This is a genomic window from Rhodococcus sp. NPDC060084 (assembly GCF_042730335.1).
GTDB lineage: Bacteria > Actinomycetota > Actinomycetes > Mycobacteriales > Mycobacteriaceae > Rhodococcus.
Genome location: NZ_JBHWWX010000028.1, coordinates 1 through 16,936, shown reverse-complemented (window position 1 = coordinate 16,936; position 16,936 = coordinate 1). Strand labels below are relative to the sequence as shown.

The 16,936-nt window shown below is 68.1% G+C and carries 8 protein-coding genes; 2 read left to right on the top strand and 6 right to left on the bottom strand.

Features of this window, described 5'->3' with window-relative positions:
* Nucleotides 1-5 precede the first annotated feature (5 nt).
* Nucleotides 6-3,314 carry an arabinosyltransferase domain-containing protein gene (locus tag ACFWBU_RS14860; protein WP_378528611.1) on the top strand — a complete coding sequence of 1,103 codons (3,309 nt, stop codon included), beginning with the start codon at nucleotides 6-8 and terminating at the stop codon, nucleotides 3,312-3,314.
* A 52-nt stretch (nucleotides 3,315-3,366) separates the two neighbouring features.
* Nucleotides 3,367-4,008 carry a TetR/AcrR family transcriptional regulator gene (locus ACFWBU_RS14855; protein WP_169620772.1) on the top strand — a complete coding sequence of 214 codons (642 nt, stop codon included), beginning with the start codon at nucleotides 3,367-3,369 and terminating at the stop codon, nucleotides 4,006-4,008.
* A gap of 77 nt (nucleotides 4,009-4,085) precedes the next feature.
* Here the strand turns inward: ACFWBU_RS14855 and ACFWBU_RS14850 are convergent, their stop codons facing one another.
* From ACFWBU_RS14850 to ACFWBU_RS14825, 6 genes are all read right to left on the bottom strand, one after another.
* Complete coding sequence (locus ACFWBU_RS14850) at nucleotides 4,086-5,630, bottom strand: acyl-CoA carboxylase subunit beta (protein WP_378528610.1); 1,545 nt, start codon at nucleotides 5,628-5,630, stop codon at nucleotides 4,086-4,088.
* A 7-nt stretch (nucleotides 5,631-5,637) separates the two neighbouring features.
* Nucleotides 5,638-10,578, bottom strand: coding sequence for a polyketide synthase Pks13 (gene pks13 / locus ACFWBU_RS14845; RefSeq protein WP_378528629.1), 4,941 nt, complete (start codon nucleotides 10,576-10,578; stop codon nucleotides 5,638-5,640).
* Nucleotides 10,579-10,629: 51 nt separating this feature from the next.
* Nucleotides 10,630-12,519 carry a long-chain-fatty-acid--AMP ligase FadD32 gene (fadD32, locus tag ACFWBU_RS14840; RefSeq protein ID WP_169620774.1) on the bottom strand — a complete coding sequence of 630 codons (1,890 nt, stop codon included), beginning with the start codon at nucleotides 12,517-12,519 and terminating at the stop codon, nucleotides 10,630-10,632.
* 659 nt (nucleotides 12,520-13,178) lie between these two features.
* Nucleotides 13,179-14,138 carry a cutinase family protein gene (locus tag ACFWBU_RS14835; RefSeq protein ID WP_169620775.1) on the bottom strand — a complete coding sequence of 320 codons (960 nt, stop codon included), beginning with the start codon at nucleotides 14,136-14,138 and terminating at the stop codon, nucleotides 13,179-13,181.
* 13 nt (nucleotides 14,139-14,151) lie between these two features.
* Entirely contained in the window at nucleotides 14,152-14,697 is a 546-nt protein-coding gene (locus ACFWBU_RS14830; RefSeq protein ID WP_169620776.1) for a DUF732 domain-containing protein, read from the bottom strand.
* 135 nt (nucleotides 14,698-14,832) lie between these two features.
* Nucleotides 14,833-16,761: an alpha/beta hydrolase-fold protein gene (locus ACFWBU_RS14825; protein WP_169620777.1), complete on the bottom strand. Its 1,929-nt coding sequence runs from the start codon at nucleotides 16,759-16,761 to the stop codon at nucleotides 14,833-14,835.
* Nucleotides 16,762-16,936 lie beyond the last annotated feature (175 nt).

The window sequence follows — 16,936 nt, the reverse complement described above, 5'->3', positions numbered from 1 at the left end:
AACCCGTGCCCGACGACGTGACGACCGCCCCCGCTCCCAGCGAGACCCCGCTCAGGTCCGTCGGCGAGGATCTTCGTACGCAGTACCGGACCGCACGACTCGTCGCCGCTGTCGCGGGACTGCTCGGCATCGTCCTTGCCGTAGCGACGCCGTTCCTGCCGGTGCGCGTCACGGAAGCGACCGTGACGTGGCCCCAGAACGGCTCGGTCACCGACATCGAACTGCCGTTGATGTCGCAGGTACCGCTCAGTTTCGAGGCGACTATCCCGTGCGTCGCGGTCGGTGAGCTTCCCGACTCGGGCGGGATGCTGCTCGCGACCGCACCCGCGAACGGTCAGGACGCCGCGCTCAACGCGATGTTCGTGCGTGTCGGCGAGGAGAACGTCGATGTGCTCGACCGCAACGTCGTGGTGGCGACGGCACCGCGCAGCGAGGTGGAGTCGAGTTCGTGCACCGAGATCCGTTTGTTCTCGGACGCCGACCGGACGACCGCCGAATTCGTCGGGCTCTTCGACGAGAACGGTCTCCCGCGCGCCGGGGAACTCGGTGGAGACCTGCGGCCGCTGGTCGTGGGCGTCTTCAGTGACCTGACCACCGCGGTGCCCGGACTCGAGGTGACCGTGGACGTGGATTCGCGCTTCACGTCGTCGCCGACCCTCGTCAAGTCGCTGGCCATGATCCTCGCGGTCCTGTCGACCGCACTCGCGCTCGCCGCGCTCGCGAAGCTGGACGGCACCGACGGACGCGGGCACCGCCGTTTCCTGCCCGCACGCTGGTGGAAGTTCAGCGGCGTCGACATCGTCGTGATCGGCACGCTCATCGGCTGGCACTTCTTCGGCGCGAACACCTCCGACGACGGTTACCTCCTGTCGATGGCCCGGGCGTCGGAGCACTCCGGCTACATGGCGAACTACTTCCGGTGGTTCGGTGTACCCGAAGCGCCGTTCGGCTGGTACTACGACGTGCTGGCGGCGTTCGCGAAGATCTCCACGGCGAGCCCGTGGATGCGACTGCCGGCACTGCTCGCCGCCATCGTCTGCTGGATGGTCATCAGCCGGGAGGTCGTGCCCCGGCTCGGGCGCGCCGTCCGGGAGAACCGGATCGCGCTGTGGACCGGCGGACTGGTGTTCCTCGCCTTCTGGCTCCCCTACAACAACGGCCTGCGTCCCGAACCGATCGTCGCCCTCGGCGCGTTGCTGACGTGGTGCTCGATCGAGCGCGCGATCGCCACCGGCCGTCTGTTGCCGGCCGCGACAGCCGTCATCATCGGCGCCTTCACGCTGGCGGCCGCCCCGACCGGCCTGATGTGTATCGCCGCGCTGATCGCGGGCCTGCGGCCCATGACGCGCATCGTGGTCCGCCGTCACCGTGAGGTCGGCACGCTGCCGTTGCTCGCTCCGATCGGCGCAGCCGGTGTGCTCGTCCTCGTGGTGGTCTTCTCGGACCAGACCCTCGCGGCGGTCCTCGAGGCCACCCGTGTGCGCACGATCATCGGCCCCAACGAGGAGTGGTGGAACGACTTCCTCCGCTACTACTACCTGATGGTGCAGACCGTCGACGGGTCGCTGGCACGCCGTTTCGCGTTCCTGGTCATGCTGCTGTGCCTGTTCACGACGATGCTCGTGCTGCTGCGTCGCCGGAAGATCCCCGGCATCGCCATGAGCCCGTCGTGGCGCCTGCTCGGCATCGTCTTCGGAACGATGTTCTTCATGATGTTCAACCCCACGAAGTGGACCCACCACTTCGGGGCGTACGCGGGCATCGCCGGATCGCTCGCCGCACTGACCGCCGTGCTCGTCTCCGCCAGTGCTCTGCGATCGCGGCGAAACCGCACGATCTTCCTGGCAGGTCTGCTCTTCGTCCTCGCGGTGTCGTTCGCCGGCATCAACGGTTGGTGGTACGTCTCGAGCTACGGCGTTCCGTGGTTCGACAAGACCGTCTCGTTCCAGGGCACCCAGTCGAGCTCGGTGTTCCTCATCCTCTTCGGTGCGGCGCTGCTCCTCGTCGCCTGGCAGTACCTGCGCGAAGGCTATGCGGCGCCACCGGAGAAACCGACGACGCGCAAGGGCCGCCGTATCCGGACCTTTGCGGCCGCGCCGCTCACCGTCGTCGCCGCGGTCATGGTTCTGTTCGAGGTGCTCTCACTCCTCAAGGGCGCTGTGGCGCAATACCCCGCCTACTCGCTCGCCCGGTCCAACATCGGTGCCCTCGCAGGTGACACCTGCGGCCTCGCGAACGACGTGCTCGTCGAGATCGACCCCAACCAGGGCCGTCTCGAACCGATCACCGACCCCGCGAATCCTCCGGCCGGCGGAGATCCGCTCGCCGGATCCTCTCCCCGTGGATTCAGCCCGGACGGCGTTCCGTCCGACCTCACCGCCGACTACGTCGAGGTCAAACCCGGACAGGGCAACACCGACAACCAGAGTGTCGGCCCCACGTTCGAGACCGGCTCCGGCGGCGGCACCACCGGTGGACGAGGTGCACAGACCGTCAACGGCAGTACCGCGCGCCTGCCGTTCGGACTCGACCCGGCCGTCACCCCGGTCCTCGGTAGCTACCAGCAGGGCGTGCAGGAACCGGCAAGCCTCACCTCGAGCTGGTACCAGCTGCCCGAGCGTGCCGACGAGTCGCCGCTGATCGTGCTCTCGGCCGCCGGCCGCGTCTGGTCCTACGACGACACCGGTGCCCTGAACTACGGACAGTCGCTGCTCGTCGAGTACGGCACACGGCTGCCCGACGGAACCGTCGAGGCGAAGGGCACCTACCTGCCGCGGGACATCGGTCCGGCACCGTCGTGGCGGAACCTGCGTGTGCCGATCGCAGATCTGCCGGAGGACACCGACGCGGTGCGGATCGTCGCGAACGATCCCAACCTCACCGGAGACCAGTGGCTCGCGTTCACGCCGCCGCGGGTGCCCGTCCTCGACACCCTCGACAGCGTGATCGGCTCGGAGCAGCCCGTCCTGCTGGACTGGGCCGTGGGTCTGCAGTTCCCGTGCCAGCGGCCGTTCGATCACTGGGCCGGTGTCGCCGAGATGCCGAACTACCGCATCCTCCCCGACCGTCCGCTCGCGGTGTCGTCGACCGACACGTGGCAGTCGGCGGACAACGGTGGTCCGCTCGGATTCACCGAGGTCCTCGCCCGTGCCGAACAGATTCCGACGTATCTGAAGAACGACTGGGCCCGCGACTGGGGCTCGCTGGAGCGGTACGTCCCGAACTACCCGGACGCGGTTCCCGCGGAGATCGCGACCAGCGAGGTGAACCGCTCGGGACTCTGGAAGCCTGCGTCGATGCGCGTGTACGAGTAGCGTCCGAGGCTGCCGCACGGGTAACCATGTCGCGTATCCCTAGAATGCGGGAGTGACCATCGAGAACAGCGCGGACGCCTCGTCGCTCTCCCCGCGAGCCACCCAAGCGGTCAGGCGGAGTCTGACCCCGCGGCAGGAGGCTGCGAGTCGCGATGTGGACCGGCTCATCCGCGCCGGCCGAGAACTGCTGACGCAGGGTGCTCCCGCACGCGTCGCGGACATCGTCACCGCTGCCGGACTGTCGAACGACGCCTTCTACCGGTACTTCCGGAGCAAGAGCGATTTCGTCGACGCCGTGGTCGAGGAGGGCAGCCAGCGGCTTTTGAACTACCTGCGCCGGAAGATGGACGCGGCAGGAAGCCCCGAGGGCGCTCTCCGGGCGGGCGTCGCCGCGGTCCTCAGTCAGGCGGTCGACCCGAGCATCGGAGCCGCGACCCGCAATGTCGTCGCGGCGGGAGGCGGTCGTCCTCATGCGCCGAAGGTGCGCGAGGATCTCGAGTTCGCGCTCGCGGAGGTGCTCGCCGGACCGATCCGCGAGCTGGGCTCGACCGACCCCGAACGGGATTCGCGCGCAACGTCGATCCTGTTGCTCGCCTCGATGGAACACCTGCTCTGGCGAGACACCACCAGCTTCGATGCCGACGCAGAGGTCGAGCACATCGTCGGCTACGTGCGCCGCGCCCTGTCCGTCTAACCGGCACAGACGAATGCCGTAGTGGGCTGCACAGTGCGCGTGCAGCCCGCTACGGCATCGTTGTCACACGGTGGCCGTCAGAGCGGCAACAGGTGGTGCTTGCGCGGGTTCTTGAACACGGTCTTGTCGCGCAACAGATTCAGCGCGCGCCGGATCTCGAGCCGCGTCGAAGCCGGGTCGATGACGGCGTCGATGTAGCCGCGCTCGGCAGCGATGTACGGCGTCGCCACATGCTCGTTGTAGAAGTTGATGAGCTGCTGACGCACGGCGGGAGCGTTGTCGCCCGCGTCGGCAATCTGCTTGCGGCCGATGACCGCAACCGCGGACTCGGCACCCATCACGGCGATGCGGGCCGTCGGCCACGCGAAGTTGATGTCGGCGCCGAGTTGCTTGGAACCCATCACCGCGTAACCGCCGCCGTACGACTTGCGCACCACCACGGTCACCTTCGGCACGGACGCCTCGACGTACGAGAACAGGAACCTGCCGCCACGCTTGATGACGCCGATCTTCTCCTGCTCCACACCGGGCAGGAAGCCCGGAGTGTCGACGACGAAGACCAGCGGGATGCTGTAGGCGTCGCAGACCCGGACGAAGTGCGCGGCCTTGTCGGCTGCGGCCGCGTCGAGCGCACCGGACAGATGGAGCGGCTGGTTCGCGACGACACCCACCGGGCGGCCGTCGACGCGGGCGTATCCGGTGATGATGTTGTGCGCGGTCTGCGAACGGACCTCGAAGAAGTCGCCGTCGTCGAAAATCTTCAGCAGGATGTCGTGCATGTCGTAGCCGGAGTTGTCGGCGTCCGGCATGAACGAATCGAGTTCGAGGTCGTCGGGCGTGATTTCCGGTTCCAGACCGGGATTGACGACCGGCGGCTTCTCCTGCGCGTTCGACGGCATGTAGCTCAGGTACTGGCGCACCCACTCGAACGCGGCCTTCTCGTCGGGCGCGACGTGGTGCACGTTGCCGTATTCGGCTTGCTTACGCGCGCTTCCCAGTTCATGAAGGCTGACGTCCTCACCGGTGACGGCCTTGATGACGTCCGGTCCGGTGACGAACATGTGGGCGTCTTCGGTCGCGACCACGACATCGGTGTTGATCGGGGCGTACACGGCACCGCCGGCACACTTGCCGACGATGACCGAGATCTGCGGGCACAGGCCCGACAGCGGCTCGGTGCGCTTCCCGATCTCGCCGTACCAGGCGAGCGACGTGACGGCGTCCTGCACGCGCGCGCCACCGGAATCGTTGATGCCCACGACGGGGCAGCCGATTTTGAGGGCGTAGTCCAGGACCGCGGAAACCTTGCGGCCGAACATCTCTCCGACGCTGCCGCCGAGAACCGTCTGGTCGTGGGAGAAGACCGCGACCGGCCTGCCCTCGACCGTGCCGTGCCCGACGACGACGGCGTCGCCGTAGAAGGCGTCCTCGCGGCCGGGCGTCTTCATCAACGCGCCGATCTCGACGAAGCTCCCCTTGTCGAGGAGCATGTCGATGCGCTCACGCGCACTCGGAATGCCCTTCTTCGCGCGCTTGGCGACTGCGATCTCGCCCGCAGGTTCCTGCGCGATCTCCAGTTTCTGGCGCAGCTCGGCCAGCTTTTCTGCCGTGGTGGTGGTCACTACTCGTTCAGCTCCTCGAGGCCTCGATGGCGGCCAGCTTACGGGTCAGGTCTGCCCCCACCTTGGCGATGTACGGCTCGTCGACGATCTGCAGGTGATCGCCACCCACCGACACGACTTCCAGATTCGCGACGACGTCTCCCCAGCCACCGTCGGGCTGCCGGGTGCCGAACGCCGGCTCCAGGTCGATCGCGTCGTCGTGGTAGCGATCCGCCATGTAGAGAACGACATCGCCGTCGTAGGTTTCGAGTTCCGCGGTCTGGATCGCCCGGTTGTCGAGCCACGACGTGCGCTGGTGCTCGATGATGCCGCCGGGGATCTCGACACCGCTCATCTCGAGCAGGCCCATGAGGATTCCGATCTGGTCCTCGTCGGACTCGGCCTCGGCCAGAAGGTCGTACGGCAGCGGTGCTTCGATGCCGTAGGTCTTCTTCGCGAACCGCGCGTAGCGCTGCCAGCGCTTCCTGATCTCCTCGGGCGTGTTCTCGACCTTCTCGCCCGCCATGACGGTGTCGATCAGTCCGACGACACGCACGTCCTTGCCGCGTTCGCGCAACAGGCGCGCCACCGCGTAGGCGAGCACACCTCCGAGCGACCAGCCGTAGAGCACGTACGGGCCGTCGCCCTGGATCTCCTCGATGAGCGGCAGATAGACCGCGGCGCGCTCTTCGATCGGTCCCTCGGTGCGTTCGAAGCCGTACATCGGCGTATCGGCGGGAAGACGCCTGAGCAGCGGTTCGTACGCCACGGTGGAGCCACCTGCCGGGTGGAAGACGAACACCGGCACCGCATCCGAGCCCTCGGGCCGCGGTCGCAGGGCGCGCACCAATCCGTCGATCCGGTCGGAGGATTCGAGGTATCCGCGGACGACATCCGCGAGTTTCTCGATCGTCGCAGCACCCCGCACATCCTCGACGGTGATGCTGCCTCCGGAACGCTCCGTCAGACGGGCCGCGAGCTTGCCGGCTTTCTCGTCGTCCAGCGTGGGAAGCGTGTTGAAGATGCTCTTCGCCGACCGCCCGGTGACCACCGCCCACGACGCGAACGTCAGGCGTTCGGCGGCGTCGCGCGGAGGCACGTCGACGCCACCGTCATCGGTGGTGTCCAGCGACGCGGTCTCGGCCGGAGCGGCAGGCGCCGCGTCCTCCAGGATCTGCTCGGCTTCGGCGACGACCGTGGTGTCCTCCACCGAGGTCGGTGCCTGCTCGTCGGCCGCTGCGTCTTCTGCGGCGTCCGCCGCGCGCTCGGCAGCCTTGTCCGCGGCCTGCTGCTCGGCGAGTGCCGCGACTTCCTCGCGGTTCTCGACGGCGTACCGCAGGTACTTCGCGACGTCGCGCAGGCTCGCATCCTTCACCGCGGAGATCTGGAGTTGCGGAATGTCGAACTCGTACTCCACCCGGTTCTTGATCCGGACCGCCATGAGCGAATCGAGGCCCAGTTCGATCAGCGGAATCTCGACCGGCAGGTCCTCGGGCGCGTATCCCATCGACTCCGCGACGATCAGCGCGAGCCGATCCTCGAGGGTCTGCGAGCCGGCCGGATCCCATCGGTCGCCGGCGCTCTCGGCCACCTCGGCGGTGTCCTCGTCCGTACGGGTCGACGCCGCGGTGGCGGCAACAGGTGCGGACAGCACCTCACCGGAGGTGACGACACCCTCGTGGACGAGCGTGAACCCGCCGTCGTCGAGAGCGTGTACCTGCAGCGACGCACCACCGGGATGGCGGGTGAGCGTGGTGGTGAGCGTCCCGGCTGCGGGCACCGGTGCATGCGGCATCGACGCGGTGAGCGTCACGTCCGCGAGCACCTGCGAGGCCGCGGCCACGAGCAGCGCGGCGGGATCGGCGACGGCCGAAGCCTGCACCTCCCACACGTGCCGGCCGTCGGGGAGTGCGACGTGCGCACCGGGAACCCGGCTGTTGCCCGCGGAGCCGATGCGGGCCTCGACCCAGTACGGCTTCCGCAGGAACGCGGTCCGCGGGATCTCGGCGTAGTCCCCCTCGGGGAGCAGGCTGCCCAAGTCCACGGGATGCCCGTGCACATACAGCTGCGCGAGGGCGAGGAGCACGCCGAGCGACTCGTCTTCCTTGCGCTTGAGCGTCTGGATGAACTGTCCGTCCTGCACGCCCGCGTCGAAAGCGGTCGACGCGACCGACATGAGCGTCGCGGGATTGGCGTTGAGCTCCACGAAGGTGGTGTGGCCGTCGGACAGCGCCTGGCGCACGGCCTGCGTGAAGTACACGCTGTGGCGCATGCCCTTGGTCCAGTACTCGACCCCGTGAATGCCTTCGTGTCCCGGCCGGTACAGGGTTTCCTGGTCCACCGACGAGTACACGGCGACCTTCAGCGGGTGCGGCTCGATTCCGGCGAGTTCGGCAGCGAGCTCACCGAGAATCGGGTCGACCTGCGAGGTGTGGCTCGCGCCCTTCGTCTGCAGGACACGAGCGAATTTCTCCTCGGCCTCGGCGCGGGCGACGATCTCGTTGACCTCGCCCTGCGGGCCACCGATGACCGTGTGGGTGGGCGCGGCGTAGACGCACACCTCGAGGTGCGGGAAGTCCGGGAGCACCGAGGTGATCTCGTCGGCGCTGTATTCGACGAGCGCCATGAGACGGATGTCGTCGCCCTCGAGCTGGCCTTCCGCCTCACCCATCAGCCGCGAGCGGGCGCAGATGACGCGCACGGCGTCCTCGAGCGCGAGTCCACCGGAGATGTACGCGCCGGCAGCCTCACCCATCGAGTGCCCGACGATCGCGGCGGGCTCGGCACCGTGGTGGCGCAGTACCGCCGCGAGGCCGATCTGGATCGTGAAGATCCCGACCTGCGCGGTCTCGACGTCGTAGTCCTGGCTGTCGTCGAGGAACTTCTCCGTCATGGAGTAACCGGACTCATCGACGATCAGCTCGTCGACCTCGTCCACGGCCCGCGCGAACACCGGGTTCTCGAGATACAGCTGCTTTGCCATCTTCCGGTGCTGGGCACCGAAACCGGACAGCACCCACACCGGTCCCGCGGACGCGGGAGAGTCGGCGGTGAAGACACCCTGGGCCGGCTTGCCGGCGGCGACGGCGCGCAGACCGGCGATGGCCTCGGCACGGTCGGCGGCGACCACGACCGCGCGGGAGCGACCGTGATTGCGACGCGCGAGCGTGCGGGCGACGTCGGCGAGCGGAGTCGTGCTGCCCTGCTCGGTCTCGAGCCAGTCGGCGAGGTCGGCAGCGGCGCGGCGACGGCGGGACGGCATCGGAGCGGACACCGCGAGCACGACCGGCATCTCACGAGCCGGTTCCGCGGGGGTCTCGGCGATCTCGGAGACGGCGTCGGACACGATCTCGACCTCGGCCTCGGCCTCGGCTGCTTCCTGCCCGTCGGGGCCGGTGTATTCGTGCACCACGACATGCGCGTTGGTGCCGCCGAATCCGAAACCGGAAATGCCCGCGACCGCGCGTCCCGTGTACCGGGGCCACTTCGCACCGTCGGGAATGACCTGGAGATGCGCCTTGTCGAACGGAATGTACGGGTTGGGCGCGGTGTAGTTCAGCGTCGGAGGAAGCGCGTCCTCCTGCATCGCGAGCACGACCTTGATCAGGCCCGCAGCACCGGCAGCCGACTCGAGGTGGCCGAAGTTGGTCTTCGCCGAACCGAGGAGCACCGGCTTGTCGGCATCGCGGCCGCGTCCGACGACCCGCCCGAGGGCATCGGCTTCGATCGGGTCACCGAGCACCGTGCCGGTGCCGTGTGCCTCGATGTAGTCGACACCCGACGGCAGGATCTGCGCGTCCCGGTAGGCCCGGCGCAGCACGTCGACCTGTGCTTCCGGGTTGGGAGCGGCCAGACCGTTCGAACGGCCGTCCTGGTTGACGGCCGTGCCGGCGATGACGGCGAGAATGTTGTCGCCGTCGCGCTCGGCGTCCTCGAGACGCTTGAGCACGACGAGACCGCCGCCCTCGGCACGGATCATGCCGTCGGCGTCGGCGGAGAAAGCCTTGATGCGGCCGTCGGGAGCCATGACACCGAGTTCGTCGAAACCGAGGGTTCCGGCCGGCGCGAGCAGCATGTTGACGCCACCGGCCAGCGCGACATCGGCTTCACCGCCGCGCAGCGCACGCACCGCCTGATGCACCGCGACGAGCGACGACGAGCACGCCGTGTCGAGGGTGACCGAGGGGCCGTGGAAGTCGTAGAAGTACGAGACGCGGTTGGCGATGACCGCGGACGACGTACCCGTCAGCGCGTACGGGTGCGCAACGGACGGGTCGACCGAGGCCAGCAGCATGTAGTCGCTCGCCGAACTGCCGATGAAGACACCGACCGAACCACCCTTGAGGTCGCTCGGAGGAATGTGCGCGTGCTCGAGCGCCTCCCACGTCAGTTCGAGCGCGAGACGCTGCTGCGGGTCGACCATCTCGACCTCGCGCGGCGACATCGCGAAGAACTCGGCGTCGAAGCCCTTGACGTCGTCGAGGTAGCCACCACGGGTGTTGGCCTTGCGGATCGACTCGCGGACGGCCGGGTCGCCTTCGAACTCCGACCAGCGGCCCTCGGGAAGATCGCCGATGGCGTCCCGCCCGGACGAGAGCAGATCCCACATCTGCTCCGGCGTCTCGATATGACCCGGGAAGCGCGTCGACACACCGACGATCGCGATGTCCTTCGACGCCCCCGACGGTCGCGCCGCGTAGAGGGACGCGTCGTCGTCGTCTTCGGGACGTTCCGGTTCGCCCTCGATGATGCGCGTTGCCAGCGACGCGATGGTCGGATGCTGGTACGCGATCGTCGCGTTCAGGGTGACGTCGAGAAGATCCTCGATCTCACCGCTCAAGGCCACCGCGTCGCGGGACGACAGTCCGAACTCCTCGAGCGGACGATCATCCGTGATCTGCGAGACCGGCTGGCCGGTCGTGTTTGCGATCCAGTTCCGCAGCCAGTCACGCAGTTCCGCAACGGTCATTTCCATGTCAGCCATCAACCCACCACGCTACCCGGGAACAAGAACATTTCTTCACACGCTGTCGGGGAACGCCTGCTGCTGGTGACCACCGCGCAGCGTTCCCTCGATGTAGGCGGCCTTGCAGGCGCGCCGTGCGATCTTTCCGCTGGAAGTACGCGGGATGGAACCCGCGGGAACGAGCAGCACGTCGCGCGCCGTCACGCCGTGGCGTGCCGAGATCGCGGCGCGCACGGCATCCGCGACCGGCTGCGGGTCGACCTTGCCCGCACCCGGTGCGCGCTCGGCGACCACGACGAGTTGCTCGGACGAATCGTCCGCGTCGAACTCGAGGCCCGAGGCGGCGTTCTCGAACACCACCTGCGGGAGCTGGTTGGCAGGAACCGCGAACGCGGCCACGAACCCGGGGCGCAGCGCGGGGCTGGCCTCCTGAGCCGAGTACTCGAGGTCCTGCGGGTAGTGATTGCGGCCGTCGACGATGACGAGGTCCTTGACGCGTCCGGTGATGTACAGCTCACCGTCGATGTACACGCCGTAGTCGCCCGTGCGGAGCCACTTGGCGTCGTCGGGGGTGCCCTCGGCGTGGCTGCCCTCGGGAAGCCGCTGCGTGATCTTGTTGTGGAAGGTCTCGTCGGTTTCCTTCTTACGACCCCAATAGCCGATGCCGACGTTGTCGCCGCGCAGCCAGATCTCGCCGACGTGCTCGTCCGGAACCTCGGCGCCGGTCTCGGCGTCGACGATCGCGGCCCACTGGCTGATCGACACGAAACCACAGGACACCTGCGGGATCGCGTTCTCGGCGTCGCGGTCGACGCGCACGACCCGGCCACGGTTGAGTTCGTCGCGGTCGACGTAGAGGACCTTCGCTTCGTCGCTGTGCTTGGTGGACGAGACGAACAGCGTCGCCTCGGCCATCCCGTACGACGGCTTGATCGCGGTCTTGGGCAGGCCGTACGGCGCGAACGCCTCGTTGAACTTGCGCATCGACGACGTGGTCACCGGCTCGCTGCCGTTGATCAGGCCGATGACGTTGCTCAGGTCGAGGGTTTCGCCGTCCTTGGGCAGGCCGCGCGCGGCGGCGTGCTCGAAGGCGAAGTTGGGCGCGGCGGCGAACGTGCCGGCACCGTCGGAGACGGCGGCGAGTTCGCGGATCCAGCGACCGGGACGTGCGACGAACGCACGCGGGCTCATGATGGTGATGTACTTTCCGCCGATCGCGGGCAGGATCACCGTCAGCAGGCCCATGTCGTGGAACAGCGGCAACCAGGTCACGCCACGCGAGGTCTCGTTGAGCTCGATCGAATCGGCCATCTGGATGACGTTGGTGAGCACCGAGCGGTGGGTGATCTCCACGCCGGCCGGGACGCGGGTCGAGCCCGACGTGTACTGCAGGTACGCGATGTCGTCGGTGGAGACCGCGGGGCTGGTCCACGAGTCCGCGAGCGTGTCGGGGATCGCGTCGACGGCGATTACCCGGGGACGCTGCGCGGCGGGGAGGGGGCGGAAGAACTGCCGGACACCTGCGGCAGACGAGGTGGCGGTGAGGATCGCGCTCGGAGTGCAGTCGCCCAGAACGGCGTGCAACCGGTCCGTGTGGCCGGGCTCGTCGGGATCGAACAGCGGTACGGCGATGACGCCCGCGTAGATCGCGGCGAAGAAGGAGACCACGTAGTCGAGGCCCTGAGGGGCGAGGATCGCTACCCGGTCGCCGGGATCGGTGACCTGCTGCAATCGCGCGGCGATGGCCTTGAGCCGGACGCCGAATTGGTTCCACGTCAGTTCGTGGACCTCACCGTCCCGTTCCCGCGAGTAGTCGATGTAGCGGTAAGCCGTCTCGTCACCGTTGGAGGCCACGTTCTGCTCGAGGTGATCGAGCAGCGTGTTCCCCTCCGGCAAGTTGATCCGGCCGTTTTCATCGATGAACTCTTCGAACCCGACGCTCAATTCCTTCTCCCTGTCGAAGCGATCCCACAACCACTCGACATGGTTGCGCCCCTAACTCTTTCTTGCGCTGCCAGATCATCTCCTCGAACACCGCGAACAGCGTCTGTGTACGACTCACTGAAGGTGTTCATCGGTCCGAGGTCACGGATATGTTACAGATCGGCATCGCTTACCCACCCCACGAATACCGGAATCGACGGGACAGGCACTTCCGTCCCCTTCGGGAAGCCACCAACATACGACATCGCCGACCCGCTGTGCACATTCGGCGCCCTTTCCGCAGGGGTCCCGGGCCCGGTATGCGTGCCGGTGTCATCCCCCGACCTGCGCAGTACCCGCCTCGGCCCGCCCGAAACGTGCGCGCGGCGCACCGGACCGATATCGACGCGCAGACGCGCGGACGACGTGGTAGTGACGTGGATCATCGGAACGCAGCGGAGGCCGAGGTCGCCGGTGCGGGTACGCCCCATCGCCGGGCGGGTATTCGCCGCTCCGTCGCTGGCACCCATCGGACCTCTTCTCCTGTGGCAGTCATCGCGAACCGCGCGCCCCGGATCGGCCGGGCGTGTCGGCCGAGGGATGAGTCTAGAGGCCGACGGCAGGACCGTTGCACCCGGTGGTGACGACCGACACTACTGGCGAGTAACCCTCGAGGAACCTCACTCCTCGGCAGGATGCGGGGCGGATTCGATCAAATCGGTCGCCCACGACGTGATCCACTGCGGTGCGGTGGTCCCGTTCTCGTCGACGACATACCAGTTGTACTGCGCATGGATCGGGTTGTTCACGTACTCGAGGATGCGCGGCGCAGCAGTCGCCCAGTTCGACGGATTGAACGCGTTCGCAGGGGCGTCGCAGATGCTGTCGGTCGGCGCGCAGATCTGCACGGTGCGGTCGTCGAGCGCTCCGAAACCGCCCGGACGTTCGCCCGTCATGGTGATGCCCGGCAGTCGCAGTCCGGCGAGCGACAGTTCCGCGCCCACTCCCGCGACCGGGGCTCCGATGTCGGTTCCCGACACGCCGTCGCGCCGGCCGTCCGCGATCAGCGCGACCCCGAGGACACGATCCGCCGGAACCGGACCGTTGCCGGCACCGATCTGCGCCGCTACGTCACCCACGATCACCGCACCCTGCGAAAAGCCGGTGAGCACATAGCTCGTGAGCGGGCACTCGGCGAAGCGCTGCGACAGGAAATCTGTGGTCGCCGCCGTACCCGCGCCGCGGCTGTTGTTGTACGACTGCTGACCGTCCGGGGGAATGGCGATCGGGTTCGAGAACTGAGCGACGTACGGGACGGTGTACACGTCCGCCCGCTGCGGATCGAACCGCTCCTGGAGCGGGCGCGTCACGTTGAGCATCAACGACATGGGATTTGCGGTCGGGTTGTAGGGATCGTCCCCGATCGCCGACTCCCACGTCCCCGGCACGCTGACGACCTGCACATCCGGGCACGACGCCGGCTGCGACTGCGTGTCGTCGGGACCCTGCGGTGGGGTCGGGCCCGGCACATCGAGCCGTCCCGCAAGCAGGTACCAGAGCACCAGCACGACGGCCAGGAGGAGCAGCGCCCCCAGAACCACGATTGTGCGCCCACTACGGCGCTGCTTCGTCCTGACCATCGTGCCGACCTTCCTAGCTGCAGTACGTGTCGCCCGCGACGGCGATGTAAGTGTCCGCGGTAGCAGCGGCCTGTTCCTCGGTGATCTCGCCTCCGGAGGTGACCGACTCGCTGCCGACCAAGGCGGTGACGAACGTCTTCACCTCGGACGGGGAGCCACCCTGCGCCTGAGCGCTGCAGATGTAGTCCGCGATGCTGATCGCGCCGGCCTCGTCGGACGGCTCGACACCCTCGGCACGCAGCGCGGCGAGGAACTCGTCGCCTTCCGCGGTGGGAGCGGGCGCCCCACCGGGTGCCCCGCCACCGGGGGCCGGCGTCGCGGCGGGCGGTGCGGACTCGTCACCACTCGCGGTGGTGCTCGAGGTCTCGCCCGCGCCGGTCTCGTCCGCCTCGTCGGTGGGAGACACCGTACTGGTCGACGTCGTCACACCGGTCGTCGTCGGTGTGCTCGTAGCGGTGGAGTCGTCGCTTCCGCAGGCGGACAGAACTGCGGTGGCGGCGATTGCCGCGGCGAGTGCGCCGAAGACGCGGGTGGAGCGCGAGCGGGTCCGTGCAGGCATGTGGTGGTGTCCTCACATCCGGTATCGAGCAGAACTGGAACAGGGTGTGCCCCAGGCTACATAGCGCACGCGCGGCCGCACGGAGCGCCTCGCTCCGTACGGCCGCGCGTGCGGGAGTAACAGTCCCCGGGCGGGTTACGGGTGCAGCGTAACCGCGTCGCCGTCGACGGTGACGAAGCCGTTCTGGAAGTTCTGCTGGACACCGCGTCCACCCTCGGCCGGGAACTCGTCGCCGACGGGATAGCCCAGGCGGCCGTTCTCGGCACCCTCCGCGGACCACGCGTCGAGGACCTTGCCGCGCACGGGCCACGCGCCGGTGGGCTGGCTCCAGTAGATGCGGCCGTTCTCGAAGTCGGCGACGCGGCCGTTGTCCTTGACGACCTGCTCGCTCGAGATCGGGAACCCGAGCACTCCGCCCTCGTAGCCGAGCTGACCGTACTTGTCCATGATCATGCCCTGGACCGCGTGCGCGCCGGTCTGCTCCGACCAGTACATCGCCCCGATCTCGAAGCCCTGCACGACGCCGCGACCGTCCGGGGTTCGCGCCTCGTCGAGGACCGGGTAACCGAGAGGGCCACCTTCCCAGCCCTGGCGCTTCCACTCTTCGAAGATCGCGCCCCGCACCGGGCGCGCGCCGTGTTCGGGAGTCCAGTAGATCGCGCCGTTGCGGAAGTGGTTGTACCGGCCGCGCCCGTCCGCGGTGCCGCGTTCCTCGGTGACCGGGTAGCCGAGCGCTCCCGCGGGTCCGCCGCTGCCCTGGTAGAGCCCGCCGATCGCGCCGGCGACCGGGACGGTCACTCCGTCGGACGAGAAGACCCGCCCGAAGCGGAAGTCCTGCACGGTGCCACCGGCAACCGGGTATTCGGCGGTGAGGCAGTCGCCCAGCCACGGGCCGGCACCGGCAACGTCTGCGATGGCTCCGGCAGGCGCGCACGCCGGCTTCTCCACCTCGACACCGAGTGTGTTCGCGAGCTGCGGCCACAACTGGTGCAGCTCGAATTCCCAGTACTTCCACGTGTGGGTGCCGGAGGGCCGGTACACGATCTGCGCCGGGATACCGGTCTTCTTCAGCTTCGTCGCGAACGCCTGGGACGTCAGGCGCGACAAGATTTCGAGGCCCATGCCCGCGTAGTTGGTACTGACGCCGGGAACGCTCGACGGGTCGTCGTACGGACCGGCACTGCCGCTTCCGCTCGACACGTACAGGCTCACGCCTCGCAGCTTGTCGGCGAGGAGATACGGGTCGTGCGCCTCCCAGCCCTCGCCGCCGGGTTCACCCCACATCGCCTCCGAGTCGAACCCACCCGCATCCTGCATCGCGTAGTGGATGGCCTCGGGCATGCCGAGGGTCGTGGTGGTGAGGATGCCCGACAGCGATGCGGCGAACTGCGCGAAACCGGGGTTGCGCGCCGGGAGGAACATCGCGGCCGTGCCGCCCATCGAGAGGCCGACGACACCGCGCTTGTCCGTGCTGCGCCAGTCCTTCTCGAGGATCGGTGGGAGTTCCTTCGTCAGGAACGTCTCCCACTTGTAGTTCTGGCCGTTGTTCTGGTCCACCCAGTCCGAGTAGAAGCTGGACTGGCCACCGACCGGAAGGACGACGTTGACGTTCTTGTCGGCGAAGAACGCCTCGGCGTCCGTTTCGAGCGTCCAGCCGCTCTGGTCGTCGCGGGCGCGCATCCCGTCGAGCATGAACACGGACGGAAAGCGCTTCTCCGGCGCGATGTTCCAGTCGCGGGCGAGGAGCATCTGCACCTGGATGGGCGTTCCCATCGACGGGGAGTCGATCCACAGCGCCACGCGGCGGTCCGTGAGCCAGTCGACCGCACGCACCGTCGCACCCGACTGGTTCTGGCCGACAGGGTCGGCTTGGGTCGCGAGAGGTTGCGCGGAAGCGACCGGCACCGTGGTCATCCCGGCTGCGAGCGGTGCCACGAGCGCGGCTGCGAGCAGCCCGAGTGCACGCCGCTTCCCGCGTCCCACCGAACGTGTGCCGCTGCTCTCGGATCGTGCGCTGCCGCCCGATCTGCTCCGGTGACCGCCAAGCTGGGTTCGCATCTGCATCGCTCGCTTCCTGCGTTACCGGGCGCCCACACACGGGCGCTGCTGTGCCGGATGTCCCCCGTCCCGAACCTTGTTTGTACACGTAGGAGAGCCGGTCGCGGGGGTGCCGCGCTGTGACTGATGGGAAAATTGTTACAGAGAACGCAGCGCCGCCCACCACCGAACGGTGGTGGGC

Coding starts and splice junctions, on each gene's coding strand:
- pks13 (WP_378528629.1), bottom strand. CDS start 10,578: ATGACCGTTGCGGAACTGCGTGACTGGCTGCGGAACTGGATCGCAAAC.
- ACFWBU_RS14835 (WP_169620775.1), bottom strand. CDS start 14,138: ATGGTCAGGACGAAGCAGCGCCGTAGTGGGCGCACAATCGTGGTTCTG.
- ACFWBU_RS14830 (WP_169620776.1), bottom strand. CDS start 14,697: ATGCCTGCACGGACCCGCTCGCGCTCCACCCGCGTCTTCGGCGCACTC.
- ACFWBU_RS14825 (WP_169620777.1), bottom strand. CDS start 16,761: ATGCAGATGCGAACCCAGCTTGGCGGTCACCGGAGCAGATCGGGCGGC.